The following is a 15,540-nucleotide window of genomic DNA, read 5'->3' on the forward strand; positions in this document are numbered from 1 at the left end:
TCGCCGCGCATCGCGGCAAGAACGGTGTCCGGTCGCCCGCGGGACCGGGCGGACCTTATGCGCTTTCGTACAGGCGGGTCAGCACGAACTCGCGGTGGCCCAGCGCTTCGGCTGCCGTCAGGCGGCCGTTGGCGGTGCGCAGCATGCACTCGAGCAGCTTGTCGCCCGCGCCGTCCATGTTGATCTCGCGCTGCAGCAGGCCCGAGGTGTCGACGTCGATGTGCTCTTCCATCACGCGCACCGTTTTCGGGTTGGCGCAGATCTTGATGACGGGGACGATCGGGTTGCCGATCACATTGCCCTGGCCGGTCGGGAAGAAGTGCACCGCATAGCCCGAGGCTGCGCACAGGGTCACCATCTCGGCGGCGGCCGAGGACGAGTCCATGAACCACAGTCCCGGACCGGTCGGGGTCTCGGCCTTGTCCAGCACCCCGTCGACGCGGCATTTCTTGCCGATCTTCTGGATATTACCCAGCGCCTTTTCCTCGATCGTGGTCAGGCCGCCCGCGATATTGCCCTTGGTCGGCTGCGAATCGGACAGGTCCGAGGTCTTGTAGCGGTTGATCATGTCCTGGTAGCGGTTGAACATGGTCATGAACTTTTCCTTGACGTCCGGGGTGGCGCAGCGCGCCGCCACCAGGTGCTCGCCGCCCGTCAGTTCCGAGGTTTCGCCGAACACCAGGGTCGCGCCCAGGCCGTACAGCTTGTCGAAGGCATTGCCCACCGTCGGGTTGGCGCCGCAGCCGGAGGTGGTGTCGGACTCGCCGCACTTGGTCGACACCCACAGTTCGCTGATCGGGCATTCCTCGCGCTGTTTTTCGGACGCCCACTGCACCATCTGGCGCGCCGCCTTCGACGCGCGGTAGATCGTGTCGTGGTCGCCGTGACCCTCGATCGCGAATCCCTGTACCGGCTTGCCGGTCTTGGCGATGCCGTCGACGATGAGCTGGGTCCACTGCGGCTCGATGCCGATCACGATCACGGCCGCCACGTTCGGATTGGCGCCGGTACCGATCATGGTGCGGAAGTGCAGCTCGAGGTCGGCGCCGAACTGCAGGCGGCCGTAGGGGTGGGGCAGGGCCATGGTGCCCTTGATGTTGTTCGCCACGGCCTCGGCGGCGGCGTTGGAAATATCGTCGACCGGCAGCACGATGACGTGGTTGCGCACGCCGACGCGGCCGTTTTCGCGGCGGTAGCCGAGGAAGGTGGTGTCCTGGTTGATCATGGGGTGTCTCCGTTCAATTCGCAGTTCGGTATTCGATGATGGCCGGGTAGGGCGATGCGGCTTACCAGCGCTTGGTCTTGACGTTATGGACATGCAGGTGTTCGCCGGCCGCGATCGGGGCCACCACCTTGCCGATGTCGACGCCGTACTTCATCACCGTGTCGCCCGGCTGCAGCGCGTTCAGCGCGATCTTGTGGCCGATCGGGATATCGCTGACGGTGCGCACCTCGACCACGCGGTCCTGCTCCATCACCCAGCCGTTGAGCGTTGCGCCGGACTTCACACCCTCGACCACGACCGTACCGACCGAGTCACCATCTTCGTGCACCACAAAATGAATCATGTCTGTCTCCTTGTTCGTCCATCCAGGTTTGTTGGAACGTGAATCCATGCTAATCCACGAATTCATACGTGTCAACCACATCATCTATATGAATCGAGAAAAAAGTTTTTGGCTTTCCCGGCAAGAAATAGGGGTGTCATTAATGCAATTCACGGCATGGCGCCGCGCAAGCGCGTAACCCGGATGGCCGCTGCGGGTAAAATGTCGGCATCCGCAATCCGAGAACCGCCATGTCCACCATCGATACCCCAGATTCCATCACCATCGTCCGTCCCGACGACTGGCACCTGCACGTGCGCGACGGCGCCGCCATGGCCAGCGTGCTGCCGCACAGCGCGCGCCAGTTCGGCCGCGCGATCATCATGCCGAACCTGAAGCCGCCGGTCACCACGACCGCCGAGGCGCTGGCCTACCGCGAGCGCATCCTGGCCGCGATTCCCGAGGGCGTCCAGTTCGAGCCGCTGATGACCCTGTACCTGACCGACAATACGGACCCGGACGAGATCCGCCGCGCCCAGGACACCGGCTTCATCCACGCGGTCAAGCTCTACCCGGCCGGCGCCACCACCAACTCGGCGGCGGGCGTGACCGACCTGAAGAAGTGCTACAAGACCCTGGAAATGATGCAGGAAGTGGGCATGCCGCTGCTGGTGCATGGCGAAGTCACCGATCCCGAGATCGACATCTTCGACCGCGAAGCCGTGTTCATCGAGCGCGTGATGCGCCCGCTGCGCCGTGACATGCCGACCTTGAGCGTCGTGTTCGAGCACATCACCACCAAGGACGCGGCCCAGTACGTGGCCGAGGCCGAAGGCCCGATCGCGGCGACCATCACCGCCCATCACCTGCTCTACAATCGCAACGAGATCTTCCGCGGCGGCATCCGTCCGCACTATTACTGCCTGCCGGTGCTCAAGCGCGAGGAACACCGCCTGGCGCTGGTGACCGCCGCCACCAGCGGCGACGAGCGCTTCTTCCTCGGCACCGACTCGGCGCCGCACGCCGTGCACACCAAGTACGCCGCCTGCGGCTGCGCCGGCTGCTACACCGCGCTGCACGCGATGGAGATGTACACCGAAGCCTTCGCCCAGGCCGGCGCGCTCGACAAGCTCGAAGCCTTCGCCAGCCTGAACGGCCCGGCCTTCTACGGCCTGCCGCGCAACGAAGGCACCATCACGCTCAAGCGCGAAGCCTGGACCCTGCCGGAAAGCGTGGCGATGGGCGAACACCAGCTGGTGCCGCTGAACGCCGGCGAAACCATCAACTGGAAGATGGTGTAAATCCTTCATGCTGGCGCAGATCGACTGGGCGCGTCCGTGGTACGACGCGGTGCGCCCGGCCTTCGAACGGCTGGCGCTCGAAGGCGAGGACTTTTTGGACGCCTTCAACCGCAATGCGCAGGCGCTCGGCCTGCGCAACCACGCCGGCCTGCCGCTGCGCTTCGTACCCCAGGCCGCGCTCCCCGAAGGCAGCGCCTATGAGGAATTCATCGGCGCCACCGGGCAGGTGCCCTCGCGCGACAACCTGCACGATTTCTTCAACGGGCTGGTGTGGCAGACCTTCCCGCTCATCAAACGCGAACTGAACGCCCTTCAGGCGGCCCAGATCGCGCAGGACGGCGTCGGCAAGTCGCGCGGTCCCGCGCGCGACGCGGCCACCATCTTCGACGAGAACGCCGCCCTGCTGGTGGTGCGCGAGGACGAAACCGGACGCGCGCTGGTCGACGATCTGCGCGGCCACCGCTGGCTGGACGCCCTGTTTCACAAGCGCGCGATGTTCGGTCGCGACGCCGAGGTCTGGCTGTTCGGCCACGCGCTGATGGAAAAGCTGGTCGCACCGCGCAAGGCGATCACGGCGCATGTGCGCGTGGTGTTCGCCGATGATGCCTTCTTCGCACTCGGCCATGAGGCGCGGCGCGCCTGGCTGGACGAACATGTGGCTGATCAACTGGTCCGCGAAGGTTTGAGCACCGCCGCCTTCACGCCGCTGCAGGCGCTGGGCGTGCCGGGCTGGTGGCCGGGCCAGGACGCCGAATTTTATCTGGATACGACCGTATTCCGTCCCAAGCGGGCGGATCGACAAGGAGCACACAATGGCTGACGCAGTACGCTGGGGCATACTCGGCACCGGAAAGATCGCCAAGGCCTTCGCCAACGCATTGAAGGACGTGCCGGACGCCGTGCTGGCCGCCGTCGCGTCGCGCAGCCTGGACAAGGCCCAGGCCTTCGCCGGGGAGTTCGGCGCCGCTGCCGCCTTCGGCTCCTACGAGGAACTGGCGGCGGCGGACGGCATCGACCTGGTGTATATCGGCACCCCGCACCCGCAGCACGCGGACAACGCCCTGATGGCCCTGCGCGCCGGCAAGGGCGTGCTGTGCGAAAAGCCGTTCGCCATGAACCTGCGCGAAGCCGAGCAGATGGTCACCCTGGCGCGCTCGAAGCGCCTGTTCATGATGGAAGCGATGTGGACGCGCTACCTGCCGGCCTTCCTGGAGACCAAACGCATCGTCGAATCGGGCGAGATCGGCAAGGTGAGCCAGGTGGTGGCCGACTTCGGCTTCACTGCCAGCTTTGGGCCGGAGCACCGCGTGTTCAACCCCGAGCTGGGCGGCGGCGCGCTGCTCGACCTGGGTATCTACCCGCTGTCGATCGCGGCGGCGCTGCTCGGTCCAGTGGAAGAGATCAAGGCCCAGGCCGTGATGGGACCGACCGGCGTGGACGTGCAGACCGGCTTCACGCTCAAGCATGCGGGCGGCGGCATGTCGGTGTGCAGCTGCTCCTTCCTGGCGCGCACGCCTTGCGAGCTGACCGTATCGGGCGAGAAGGGCAGCGTGCGCATGAACACCATGTTCCACCGCGCGAAGACGGTGACCGTTACCCTGGAAGACGGCACGTCGCGCACCATCGACACGCCTTACCTCGGCAACGGCTACGTGCATGAAGTGATCGAGGCGCAGCGCTGCTGGCGCGAAGGGCTGATCGAAAGCCCGTCGATGAAGATGGAAGAGACCCTGGCGCTGATGGGCGTGATGGACGAGATCCGGCGCCAGATCGGGCTGACCTACACCAGCGACCGCGCCCGCTAGGATGAGTTGACAGTCGAGGCGGAACGGGAGAATACTTGTTCGCCGTTCCGATCCATTCCTCGTCCGGAGCCCCTATGCATATCTTTCGCCGCTGCCTGCTCGCAGCCTGCCTGTTGGCCGGCAGCGCCCACGCCGCTCCCGTCCCCGAATCGAAGACCGCTTATCTCGGCCACTGGCAAGGCAAGGCCATGGAGCTGAACTTGTCCAAGGACGGGAAGGTCAGGTACAAGCGCGACCAGCCGGGCAAGCGGGTCGATATCGAAGTCGACCTGCTGGAATTCAACGGCAACAACTTCGACGTCGGCTGGGGCATCGTGCGCTCCACCTTCGTGGTCAGCCAGCCGCCGCACCGCGTGGGCAAGCAATGGAAGATGACCGTCGACGGCGTGGAGCTGACCAAGGATGAATAAGCCGGTGAGGATGGGACCTGTCGCGCCGATCCTGCGCATCTTCGACGAAGCCAAGGCCAGGGAGTTCTATGTGGACTTTCTCGGCTTCACGGTCGATTGGGAGCATCGCTTCGAACCCGACCTGCCGCTCTACCTGCAGGTGTCGCGCGGCGGCCTTGTGCTGCACCTGAGCGAGCATCATGGCGACTGCTGCCCGGGAGCGGCGATGCGCATCGAGACCAGCGACATCGACGCGCTGCACGCCGAGCTGGCCGGCAAGCGCTATGGCTATGCGCGGCCGCAGATCGACGAGACGCCCTGGGGCTCGCGCGACATGGCGGTCAAGGATCCGTTCGGGAACCGGCTGACCTTCACCAGCGCCATTACCAATTAGACACCTAAGAATCTAGGACGTTATCCGTATCGATAACTGCTTTCGCAAGACGAGAACATTGAGCTATGCACTTGTTTCTTCCGGTCTTCTCTAACGGTATAGATTGCTTACTCAGTACGAGAAGGGTACATGGCCCTTCGATACTCCTTGCTTTCACGACCTGCGCGAGCGTGCTTATTGCACCAACCAGACACTATCTTCCATAGGACGCGTACCATAAAGTTATGATTTTCGTATAAAGATGTGGGATTTGCTCATGCTTCTTTGGCGAAGTAAGCGTTGGTAATTTGTCATCTGGCCGTCAGCCCTGTTGCCCACGCTGCATAGTTCGGTCCACTGGACCACGTAACGTTTCAAAGAAGAAAGTTATTGTGCAGATTTTCGTACCGTGATACCCTCAAGCCTAGCGTCCGCAGCCGTGGAGGCTGCGGACGCTAGGCGGTGGCCATCGTCTAGTACTAGGGGCGCTCCTCACAATGCAGCGTTTTCTAGCAATTTCTAATGTATTTCTTGACCTATTAGATGCCTGCAATCGCATTTGAGGCCTATCATGGAACTTCCGATACAGGCGCGAAAGGAATTCTCCAGGCAGGTTATAACAATAGCCAGAAGCCGCACGAGTGGCTTGGACACGGTGTCTACTTCTTTGTTGATGGTATTTCAGATCCCATTGAGAATGCGCATGAATGGGCGCGAGCACAGGCTTGGGACGCCGAAAATGGGAAAAATAAATATCACGAATTCGCAGTGCTGAAGTCAACAGTGACGATCGATGAAGACCGATTCATTGATATCACTACGACGGATGGCTTAAAAATTTTTAATGATGCAAAAGAGCTTCTTTTTAATAAAATTGAAAAAAATTTCCGCGGTAGATTTGTAAAGCAAGATCAGCACAACTGCATTTTATTCAATTTTATGGTGAACTATTTTGAGGCGCAGGCCGTTAAACATCATTTATATATTAAATCTATAAGGGAGCGTAAGTTGTCCCTTAGATTGAACGTCCCAAATACTACAGTGCTCTGCGTTAGAAGCAAGGATTACTGTTCAAATACAATTGTCGTGGGCAAAGGTGAAATAAAATGAATAAGAACTTTTTCGATTTTTTGACACGCAAGATTAACGAAATGTCATTGGATGACTTGGAAAAAGAACTTCATGCTTTCGGGATCGAGTGCGAAAGGAAGGTCGAGCTATTAAATACTGATTGTTCTACAGAATTATATGGTGCGTTTGAGAACAAAAAGACTTTGGCTACCCTAAGTCTTCCCATTGAGCAAGGCGCAGATTTCCTTGCGGCAAACGATAATAGTTACGCGCTTGCAGCATAAGGTTGATAATGTTACAAATCAGACCTCAACGGTTTTTTGCAAAGCATGTCGAATTTGGTGTGCTGGAAGAGTTGGAGCTTGGTCTCGACGGAACTGATCTTGCTTTATCGGTAGAGGCTGTCAAGTCGAAAGAGTCGGAGAGCTCGGTAATAATTCATCTTCAACTTCGTACTATAGTTAATGACGGGATGGGTATCCGTGTTCACTATTGTGCAGAGTTTGAGGTTGCTGATAGCGAGAATTCTGAATATAAAGTGACAGATGATACGCTTCGCGATACTTTTATGCAGGTCAATGCGCCAGCTATCGCTTACCCGTATTTGCGCAGCTTTGTCTCGATTATTTGTGTGAATGCGGGTCAAGATCCGACAATTCTTCCGCCTGTAAATTTTCAAGCTTTATTCAACAAGCGAAAAAGCGACAAAAAAATTGATGAGCCAATAAGAATTGCTCAGTAGTGATTTTTTTGGGGTGTGCTAATGGCAAAAGGAAACAAGATTTAGTTGAGATTGAATGCTTGACTTTTGCCTAGTCGAGAAATTCAAATAACTGTTCTTTCTTTTTGGTCCTACACCTTTAAAAATTCCTCTCTTCCGCCCAGCCAGCGCGACAGGTGGGCATCGACCACAGCCATATTCTCCGGCGTCTCGTGCTGCAGCAAGTGATGGGCCAGGTCCCGTGCCCGCTCCACCAGCCACTGGTCGGTCTCCAGGTCCGCGAAGCGCAGCATCGCCTGCCCCGACTGGCGCGCGCCTAAAAATTCGCCCGGTCCGCGGATCTCCAGGTCGCGCCGCGCGATCTCGAAGCCGTCGGTGGTCTCGCGCATCGTCATCAGGCGCTGCTTGGCCACCTGGCCCAGCGGGCTCTGATACAGCAGCAGGCACACCGATGCCGCCGATCCCCGGCCGACGCGCCCGCGCAGCTGGTGCAGCTGCGACAAGCCGAAGCGCTCCGCATGCTCGATCACCATCAGTGACGCATTCGGCACGTCCACGCCCACCTCGATCACGGTGGTCGCCACCAGCACGTGCACTTCGCCGGCCGAGAAGGCATCCATCACCACCTGCTTGTCCGCCGGCTTCATGCGCCCATGCACCAGGCCCACCTGCAAATCCGGCAGGGCCTCGGCCAGTGTCTCGTAGGTCTCGGTCGCGGTCTGCAGCTGCAAGGCTTCGGATTCCTCGATCAGCGGGCAGACCCAGTAGACCTGCCGTCCTTCCAGCGCCGCCGCGTGCACGCGCTCGATCACTTCGTCGCGCCGGTTCTGGTCGATGGCGCGCGTGACGATGGGGCTGCGGCCGGGAGGCAGCTCGTCGATCACCGACACTTCCAGGTCGGCGTAATACGTCATCGCCAGGGTGCGCGGGATCGGCGTGGCCGACATCATGAGCTGGTGCGGCACCAGGCCGTCGCTGCCCTTGTTGCGCAGGGTGAGGCGCTGGCCGACGCCGAAGCGGTGCTGCTCGTCGACGATCACCAGGCCCAGTTTCGCGAACTGCACCGTGTCCTGGATCAGCGCGTGGGTGCCGATGACCAGCTGCGCCTCGCCCGATTCGATCAGCTCGTTGGCGGCCGTCTTTTCCTTTTTCTTCAGGCTGCCGGTCAGCCACGCGACCTTCACCCCCAGCGGCTCCATCCACGAGGCGATCTTGCGGAAGTGCTGTTCGGCCAGGATCTCGGTCGGCGCCATCAGCGCCGCCTGGTAGCCGCTGTCGATGGCCTGTGCCGCCGCCAGCGCCGACACCACGGTCTTGCCGCTCCCGACATCGCCCTGCAGCAGGCGCTGCATAGGATAGCCTTCGCGCAGGTCGGCGCGGATTTCCTTGACCACGCGCTGCTGGGCGTTGGTCAGCTTGAAGGGCAGGGCCTGCAAAAAGGCTTCCGACAGGGCGCCCACCGCGCGCAGGTGGGGCGCGCCTTTCTCGCGCCGCGCCTGCTGCGCACGCTTCAGGGACAGCTGCTGGGCCAGCAGCTCGTCGAACTTCATGCGCTCCCAGGCCGGGTGCGAGCGTTCGATCAGGGCGTGTTCGTCGACGTCCTTGGGCGGGTAGTGCAGCAGCTTGACCGCCGGCGCGAAGTCCATCAGGCGCATGCGCGCGCGGATCGCTTCCGGAACGGTGTCGGTCCAGTCGATGCGGCGCATGGCGTCGGCGATGGCGCGCCGCAGGATGGTCTGCGACAGGCCCTCGCCCGAGGGATAGACCGGGGTGAGGGAAGTCGGCAGGGGCGCGCCTTCGTTGACGACCTTGTACGTCGGGTGCACCATTTCGGCGCCGAAGAAACCGTGCTTGAGTTCGCCACGCGCCCGCACCCTCACGCCTTCGGACAATTGCTTGACCTGGCTGCCGTAGAAATTCATGAAGCGCAGCATCAGGTCGCCCGAGTCGTCCTGGATCGTCACCAGCAGCTGGCGGCGCGGCTTGTAGGTAATTTCATTTTTGATCACAATCCCTTCGACCTGCCAGGTTTGCAGGCCGCGCATGCAGGCTTCGCGGATCGTGACGATCTTCGTCTCGTCCTCGTAGCGCATCGGCAGGTGCAGCACCAGGTCCATATCGGTGCGCAGCCCCAGCCGGGCTAGCTTGCTTTCTGTCGTTTTCGGGGCGGAAGGGGTCTTGGAAGCGGGCATATTGCGGCAAATTGGCGTTCGCTGGCGTAAAATAGAGGGTTCGCCGCACGCGCTGTAGCCTATATTGTAAGGCTGGCAGCGTCCATTTTCCCAGAATTGAGAACAATGTACTCGCTTTCCGATTTCGACTTCGACCTGCCGCCCGAGCGCATCGCCCAGCTGCCGCTGCCGGACCGCAGCGCGTCGCGCCTCCTGCAGCTCGATGGCGACCAGATCACCGACCGCCATTTCGCCGACATCGTCGACCAGCTCCAGCCGGGCGACCTGCTGGTGATGAACAATACGCGCGTGCTGAAGGCGCGCTTCTTCGGCGTCAAGGAAACCGGCGGCCAGGTCGAGGTGCTGGTCGAGCGCGTGCTCGACAACCGCACCGTGCTGGCCCAGGTGCGCGCCTCCAAGTCGCCCAAGCCGGGCAACCGCATCCGCCTGGCCGACGCTTTCGACGTCACCACCGGCGAGCGCGCGGGCGAATTCTTCACCCTGCACTTCGAAGGCGACGTGTTCGACCTGATCGAGGCCCATGGCCGCCTGCCGCTGCCGCCCTACATCGAGCACACCGCCGACGAATTCGACGAGCAGCGCTACCAGACCGTGTATTCGAAGGAGCCGGGCGCCGTCGCCGCGCCGACCGCCGGCCTGCACTTCGACCAGCCGCTGCTGGACCGCCTGGCCGCCAAGGGCATCAAGCTGGCCTATGTCACCCTGCACGTGGGCGCGGGCACCTTCCAGCCGGTGCGCGTGGAGAACCTGCAAGAGCACAAGATGCACACCGAGTGGTACACGATCCCGCAAGAGACCGTGGACGCGGTGCGCGCCGCCAAGGCGGCGGGCCGCGACGTGGTGGCGGTGGGCACGACCTCGCTGCGCGCGCTGGAATCGGCCTCGCAGTCCGGCCAACTGGCTGCGGGCAGCGGCGACACGGCGCTGTTCATCACCCCCGGCTATGTGTTCAAGACCGTGACGCGCCTGATCACCAACTTCCACCTGCCCAAGTCGACCCTGATGATGCTGGTGTCGGCCTTCGCCGGCTACCACGAGATCCGCAAGGCCTATGCCCACGCGATCGCCAACGAATACCGTTTCTTCAGCTATGGCGACGCCATGCTGCTGACGACTCACTCCCGTTAAGAATACCGATGCTCGAATTTACCCTCCTGAAGAAAGACACCAGCGGCCTGTCGCACGCGCGCCGCGGCCGCTTGAAGCTCAACCACGGCACCATCGAAACCCCGATCTTCATGCCGGTCGGGACCTACGGCTCGGTCAAGGCGATGTCGCCGGTCGAGCTGAAGGAAGTGGGCTCGCAGATCATCCTCGGTAATACCTTCCACCTGTGGCTGCGCCCGGGCGTGGACGTGATGAACAAATTCGGCGGCCTGCACCAGTTCATGGGCTGGGACAAGCCGATCCTGACCGACTCGGGCGGCTTCCAGGTGTTCTCGCTGGGCGCGATGCGCAAGATCACGGAAGAGGGCGTGAAGTTCGCCTCGCCGATCGACGGCTCGCGCCAGTTCCTGTCGCCGGAGATCTCGATGCAGATCCAGCGCGCGCTGAACTCGGACATCGTGATGCAGTTCGACGAATGCACCCCGTACGAGATCGACGGCCGTCCGGCCACCGCCGAGGAGGCGGCCAAGTCGATGCGCATGTCGCTGCGCTGGGCCCAGCGCTCGATGAACGAATTCAAGGGCGGCGAGAACCCGAACGCGCTGTTCGGCATCGTCCAGGGCGGCATGTACGAGCATCTGCGCGACGAGTCGCTGGCGGGGCTGGAAGACATCGACTTCCCGGGCCTGGCGATCGGCGGCCTGTCGGTGGGCGAGCCGAAGGAAGACATGCAGCGCATCCTGGCCCACGTGGGCCCGCGCCTGCCGGAGAACAAGCCGCACTACCTGATGGGCGTGGGCACGCCGGAAGACCTGGTGGAAGGGGTGGCCAATGGCGTCGACATGTTCGACTGCGTGATGCCGACCCGGAACGCGCGCAACGGCTGGCTGTTCACCCGCTTCGGCGACGTCAAGATCAAGAACGCGCGCTACAAGGACGATAAGGCACCGCTGGACGAGAGCTGCGACTGCTACTGCTGCAAGAACTTCTCGCGCGCCTACCTGCACCACCTGCACCGCTCGAACGAGATCCTCGGTGCGCGGCTGAATACCATCCACAACCTGCATTTCTACCTGAAGCTGATGCAGGAGATGCGCGATGCGATCGACCAGGACCAGTTCCACGCGTTCCGCCTGAAGTTCGCGGCAGACCGCGCGCGGGGTGTGTAAGGCGCAGACTCGCGCTCTTATTACACCCTGCACCCTTAAGACCGTCGTCCCCGCGAAGGCGGGGATCCAAGTTTGCTCGCTGGCCGCCTGCGTTTGATGCCGATGGCTGAGCGAAGGACTTGGATCCCCGCCTGCGCGGGGAGTCATTGCCGCCAGTGGCGGGAATGACGGTTTTTTACGTTCGGGGAGGAGAAAAGGGGCGGCGGCGACGTCAAACGTGTTTACGCCACCGCTGAAAATTATTTTTCCATCAACACTTGCAATTCTTTTTTGCAAGTCCTACATACCTCCAGATTGGCCCGCGCCAGTAAGCCGGTGCTAGAATACACCGCTTATTTTTTTAACTTCACAATCGGAGTTCTTGTGTTCATTTCCAACGCGTACGCGCAAACTGCCACCGCAGCCGACCCTGGCCTGATGGGCAGCCTGACTACCTTCCTGCCGCTGATCCTGATGTTCGTGGTCATGTACTTCCTCATGATCCGTCCTCAGCAGAAGCGCCAGCGCGAACTCAAGGCGATGATGGACGCGCTGACCAAGGGCGACGAAGTCGTGACCGCTGGCGGCATCGTGGGCCGCGTCAACAAGGTCACCGACGCCTACGTGGCGATCGAAGTGGCAGCCGGCACCGAGATCATGGTGCAGAAGAACGCAGTAACCACCCTGCTGCCGAAAGGCACCCTGAAAGCCCTGTAAGCCAGCCGTGCGGCCCCGCGCCGCACTGCTCAACATGAATGCCGGAACACTATGAACCGCTATCCCGTCTGGAAATACTTACTGATCGCCATCGCGCTGCTGCTCGGCGCGCTGTACACGGCGCCTAACTACTTCGGCGAATCGCCGGCGTTGCAGGTGACGTCGGGCCGGTCCACCATCAACGTCACCAGCGCCACCACCACCCTGGTCGAGGATGCGCTCAAGCGCGCCGGCATTCCCACCACCGCCACCAGCCTCGAAGGCAGCGGCCACAGCACCTCGGTGCGCGCGCGCTTCGCCGGCACCGACGAGCAGTTCCGCGCCAAGCTCGCGCTCGAACGCGACCTGAACCGCGATCCGGCCAACCCCGATTACATCGTCACCGTCAACCTGGTGAAGAACACCCCGGCCTGGATGCAGAAAATCAACGCGCTGCCGATGAACCTGGGCCTGGACCTGCGTGGCGGCGTGCACTTCCTGCTGCAGGTCGATACCCGCGCCGTGCTCGACACCAAGGTCAAGGGCATCCAGGCCAGCGTGCGCAGCCAGCTGCGCGACAACAACGTGCGCCACGCCGGCATCGAACGCGTCGGCAACAACATCGAAGTGCGCTTCCGCGACGCCGAAACCCGCGCCGCCGCGCGCAACGTCCTGGCCAAGCAGACCGACCTGACCCTGGCCGACGCCGCCGACGGCGCCGACCTCAAGCTGGTCGTCACGCTCAAGCCGGAAGCGCTCAAGCGCACCGTGGAAGAGGGCGTGAAGCAGAACATCGTCACCCTGTCCAAGCGCATCAACGAACTGGGCACCACCGAACCGATCATCCAGCAGCAGGGCGCCGACCGCATCGTGGTCCAGCTGCCTGGCGTGCAGGACGTGGCGCGCGCCAAGGACATCATCGGCCGCACCGCCACCCTCGAGCTGCGCATGGTCGACTCCAGCGTGACCCCGGGCACCGAACTGTCGGCCGCCATCCCGCTGAACTCGGAACTGTTCACCGAAGGCCGCGGCGCCCCGATCGTCGTCTCGAAGGACGTGATCCTGACCGGCGACTACATCTCCAGCGCCGTCGCCAGCTTCGACCAGAACCAGCAGCCGGCCGTGTCGCTCGACCTGAACGGCGACGGCGGCCGCATCATCCGCCAGGCCACCCGCGACAACGTCGGCAAGCGCATGGCCATCCTGCTGAAGGAAAAGGGCAAGTACAGCGTGCTGTCGGCCCCGACCATCCAGAGCGAACTGGGTTCGACCTTCCAGATCACCAACATGGGCACCTCGGAAGACGCGAACGAGCTGGCGCTGCTGCTGCGCTCGGGCGCCCTGTCGGCGCCGATGGAATTCATCGAAGAACGCGTGATCGGCCCGCAGCTGGGCGCCGAGAACATCGAGCGCGGCCTGCACTCGACCGTCTGGGGCTTCGTGGCGATCGCGATCTTCATGATCCTCTACTACCACCTGGTCGGCTTCTTCAGCGCGCTGGCGCTGGCGGCCAACGTGCTGTTCCTGCTCGCGATCCTGTCGATGATGCAGATCACCCTGACCCTGCCCGGTATCGCCGCAATCGCGCTGGCGCTCGGTATGGCGATCGACGCGAACGTCCTGATCAACGAGCGCATCCGCGAGGAGCTGCGCGCGGGCCAGCCGCCGCAGGCGGCGATCTCGGCCGGCTTCAAGCACGCCTGGGACACGATCTTCGACTCCAACGTCACTACCCTGATCGTGGGCCTGGCGCTGCTGGTGTTCGGTTCGGGCGCGGTGCGCGGCTTCGCCGTGGTGCACTGCCTGGGCATCCTGACCTCGATGTTCTCGGCGGTGTTCGTGGCGCGCGGCTTCGTCAACGCCTGGTACGGCCGCAAGAAGAAGCTGACCAAGATGTCGATCGGCACCGTGTGGGCGGAAGGCCTGGCCTCGCCTAACAAGAAACAAGCTACTCAGGATTAACGATGGAATTTTTCAAGATCAAACGGGACATCCCGTTCATGCGTCACGCCCTGATCCTCAACGTGATCTCGGCGCTGACCTTCCTGGCGGCGGTGTTCTTCCTGGCGACCAAGGGGCTGCATTACTCGGTGGAGTTCACCGGCGGCACCGTGATGGAGCTGCGTTACCCGCACGCGGCCGACCAGGAGAAGATCCGCACTACGCTGCGCGGCATCGGCTACGAAGCGCCTGAAGTGCAGAGCTTCGGCACCGCCCAGGACATCATGCTGCGCCTGCCGATCGTGCAGGGCGCGCCGGCGGCCGGCACCTCGGCCAAGGTGTTCAACGCGGTCTGCGCCTCCGAGCAGGGTACGCCGAAGCAGTTCCAGACCACCAGCGCCAAGGGCGAGCAGGTCAGCCGCACCAGCTGCGTGGATGCGGCCGGCAAGGAACTGGTCAGCCTGCAGCGCGTGGAATTCGTCGGTCCGCAGGTCGGCGACGAGCTGGCGCAGAACGGCCTGAACGCGCTGCTGATGGTGGTGTTCGGCGTGGTCGCCTACCTCGCGATCCGCTTCGAGTGGAAGTTCGCGGTCGCGGCCATCCTCGCGAACCTGCACGACGTGGTCATCATCCTGGGCTTCTTCGCCTTCTTCCAGTGGGAGTTCTCGCTCACGGTGCTGGCGGCGATCCTGGCGGTGCTGGGCTACTCGGTCAACGAATCGGTCGTGATCTTCGACCGTATCCGCGAGATGTTCCGCAAGCAGCGCAAGATGACGGTGACCCAGGTGATCGACCATGCGATCACCAGCACCATCTCGCGTACCATCATCACCCACGGTTCGACCCAGATGATGGTGCTGTCGATGCTGTTCTTCGGCGGCCATGCGCTGCACTACTTCGCCATCGCGCTGACCATCGGCATCTGCTTCGGTATCTATTCGTCGGTGTTCGTGGCCGCGGCGATCGCCATGTGGCTGGGCGTGAAGCGCGAAGACCTGATCAAGCCGGTCAAGGAAAAGGACGAGACCGACGGCGCCGTGGTCTGATTCCGAACTTTCCTATAGAAAATGCCGCCCAGCTTCGCTGCGGCGGCATTTTTATTGATCCATCCTGGTATGGATGAGAACCTGGGGATTTGTGTGCGACAGCGCACAGATCCCTTGCTAGCCCAAACTTATAGTGGACTCGTCTCTTTCAGGACATCCCTAGTTTTGGACTTTGCCCGCTCCGCAAGAGCGGGCATTTTTTT

The 15,540-nt window shown here is 62.1% G+C and carries 16 protein-coding genes; 13 read left to right on the top strand and 3 right to left on the bottom strand.

The window, feature by feature from the left end:
* Positions 1-55 precede the first annotated feature (55 nt).
* Together J8847_RS17200 and J8847_RS17205 are read right to left on the bottom strand one after the other, a co-directional pair.
* Positions 56-1,225, bottom strand: a complete 1,170-nt coding sequence (locus J8847_RS17200; RefSeq protein ID WP_211525932.1) for a UxaA family hydrolase — start codon at positions 1,223-1,225, stop codon at positions 56-58.
* A gap of 61 nt (positions 1,226-1,286) precedes the next feature.
* The gene (locus J8847_RS17205) at positions 1,287-1,568 is read right to left on the bottom strand and encodes a UxaA family hydrolase (protein ID WP_020653945.1); all 282 of its coding nucleotides are present in this window, start codon (positions 1,566-1,568) and stop codon (positions 1,287-1,289) included.
* A 230-nt stretch (positions 1,569-1,798) separates the two neighbouring features.
* Here J8847_RS17205 and pyrC point away from each other — a divergent pair, with 230 nt between their 5' ends.
* The 8 genes from pyrC (at position 1,799) to J8847_RS17245 (ending at position 7,228) form a co-directional block, all read left to right on the top strand.
* Positions 1,799-2,848, top strand: a complete 1,050-nt coding sequence (gene pyrC / locus J8847_RS17210; protein ID WP_211525933.1) for a dihydroorotase — start codon at positions 1,799-1,801, stop codon at positions 2,846-2,848.
* Between the two features lie 7 nt (positions 2,849-2,855).
* Positions 2,856-3,668 (top strand): DUF3025 domain-containing protein, encoded by an 813-nt coding sequence (locus J8847_RS17215; RefSeq protein ID WP_211525934.1) that lies wholly within the window; start codon positions 2,856-2,858, stop codon positions 3,666-3,668.
* Positions 3,661-4,653, top strand: coding sequence for a Gfo/Idh/MocA family protein (locus J8847_RS17220; RefSeq protein ID WP_211525935.1), 993 nt, complete (start codon positions 3,661-3,663; stop codon positions 4,651-4,653). Before J8847_RS17215 ends, J8847_RS17220 begins: the two co-directional genes overlap by 8 nt.
* Positions 4,654-4,727: 74 nt before the next feature.
* The gene (locus tag J8847_RS17225) at positions 4,728-5,063 is read left to right on the top strand and encodes a hypothetical protein (RefSeq protein WP_211525936.1); all 336 of its coding nucleotides are present in this window, start codon (positions 4,728-4,730) and stop codon (positions 5,061-5,063) included.
* Complete coding sequence (locus J8847_RS17230; RefSeq protein WP_211525937.1) at positions 5,056-5,436, top strand: glyoxalase superfamily protein; 381 nt, start codon at positions 5,056-5,058, stop codon at positions 5,434-5,436. Before J8847_RS17225 ends, J8847_RS17230 begins: the two co-directional genes overlap by 8 nt.
* A gap of 522 nt (positions 5,437-5,958) precedes the next feature.
* On the top strand, positions 5,959-6,525 hold the full coding sequence (locus tag J8847_RS17235; RefSeq protein ID WP_211525938.1) for a hypothetical protein: 567 nt from the start codon (positions 5,959-5,961) through the stop codon (positions 6,523-6,525).
* Entirely contained in the window at positions 6,522-6,770 is a 249-nt protein-coding gene (locus tag J8847_RS17240) for a hypothetical protein (RefSeq protein WP_211525939.1), read from the top strand. The genes J8847_RS17235 and J8847_RS17240 overlap by 4 nt, the downstream gene beginning before the upstream one ends.
* 8 nt (positions 6,771-6,778) lie before the next feature.
* Entirely contained in the window at positions 6,779-7,228 is a 450-nt protein-coding gene (locus J8847_RS17245) for a protein-export chaperone SecB (RefSeq protein ID WP_211525940.1), read from the top strand.
* A gap of 110 nt (positions 7,229-7,338) precedes the next feature.
* On the opposite strand, the gene recG is transcribed toward J8847_RS17245, so the two are convergent.
* Positions 7,339-9,399, bottom strand: a complete 2,061-nt coding sequence (gene recG / locus J8847_RS17250) for an ATP-dependent DNA helicase RecG (protein ID WP_211525941.1) — start codon at positions 9,397-9,399, stop codon at positions 7,339-7,341.
* Positions 9,400-9,504: 105 nt separating this feature from the next.
* Here recG and queA point away from each other — a divergent pair, with 105 nt between their 5' ends.
* The 5 genes from queA (at position 9,505) to secF (ending at position 15,337) form a co-directional block, all read left to right on the top strand.
* Positions 9,505-10,527 (top strand): tRNA preQ1(34) S-adenosylmethionine ribosyltransferase-isomerase QueA, encoded by a 1,023-nt coding sequence (queA, locus tag J8847_RS17255; RefSeq protein WP_211525942.1) that lies wholly within the window; start codon positions 9,505-9,507, stop codon positions 10,525-10,527.
* Positions 10,528-10,535: 8 nt separating this feature from the next.
* Positions 10,536-11,675: a tRNA guanosine(34) transglycosylase Tgt gene (gene tgt / locus J8847_RS17260; RefSeq protein WP_211525943.1), complete on the top strand. Its 1,140-nt coding sequence runs from the start codon at positions 10,536-10,538 to the stop codon at positions 11,673-11,675.
* Between the two features lie 363 nt (positions 11,676-12,038).
* Positions 12,039-12,371, top strand: coding sequence for a preprotein translocase subunit YajC (gene yajC / locus J8847_RS17265; protein WP_211525944.1), 333 nt, complete (start codon positions 12,039-12,041; stop codon positions 12,369-12,371).
* Between the two features lie 51 nt (positions 12,372-12,422).
* On the top strand, positions 12,423-14,312 hold the full coding sequence (secD, locus tag J8847_RS17270) for a protein translocase subunit SecD (protein ID WP_211525945.1): 1,890 nt from the start codon (positions 12,423-12,425) through the stop codon (positions 14,310-14,312).
* A 2-nt stretch (positions 14,313-14,314) separates the two neighbouring features.
* Positions 14,315-15,337, top strand: a complete 1,023-nt coding sequence (gene secF, locus J8847_RS17275) for a protein translocase subunit SecF (protein ID WP_211525946.1) — start codon at positions 14,315-14,317, stop codon at positions 15,335-15,337.
* Positions 15,338-15,540 lie beyond the last annotated feature (203 nt).

The organism is Massilia sp. AB1 (assembly GCF_018119385.1).
In the GTDB taxonomy this organism is placed as follows: domain Bacteria; phylum Pseudomonadota; class Gammaproteobacteria; order Burkholderiales; family Burkholderiaceae_D; genus Telluria.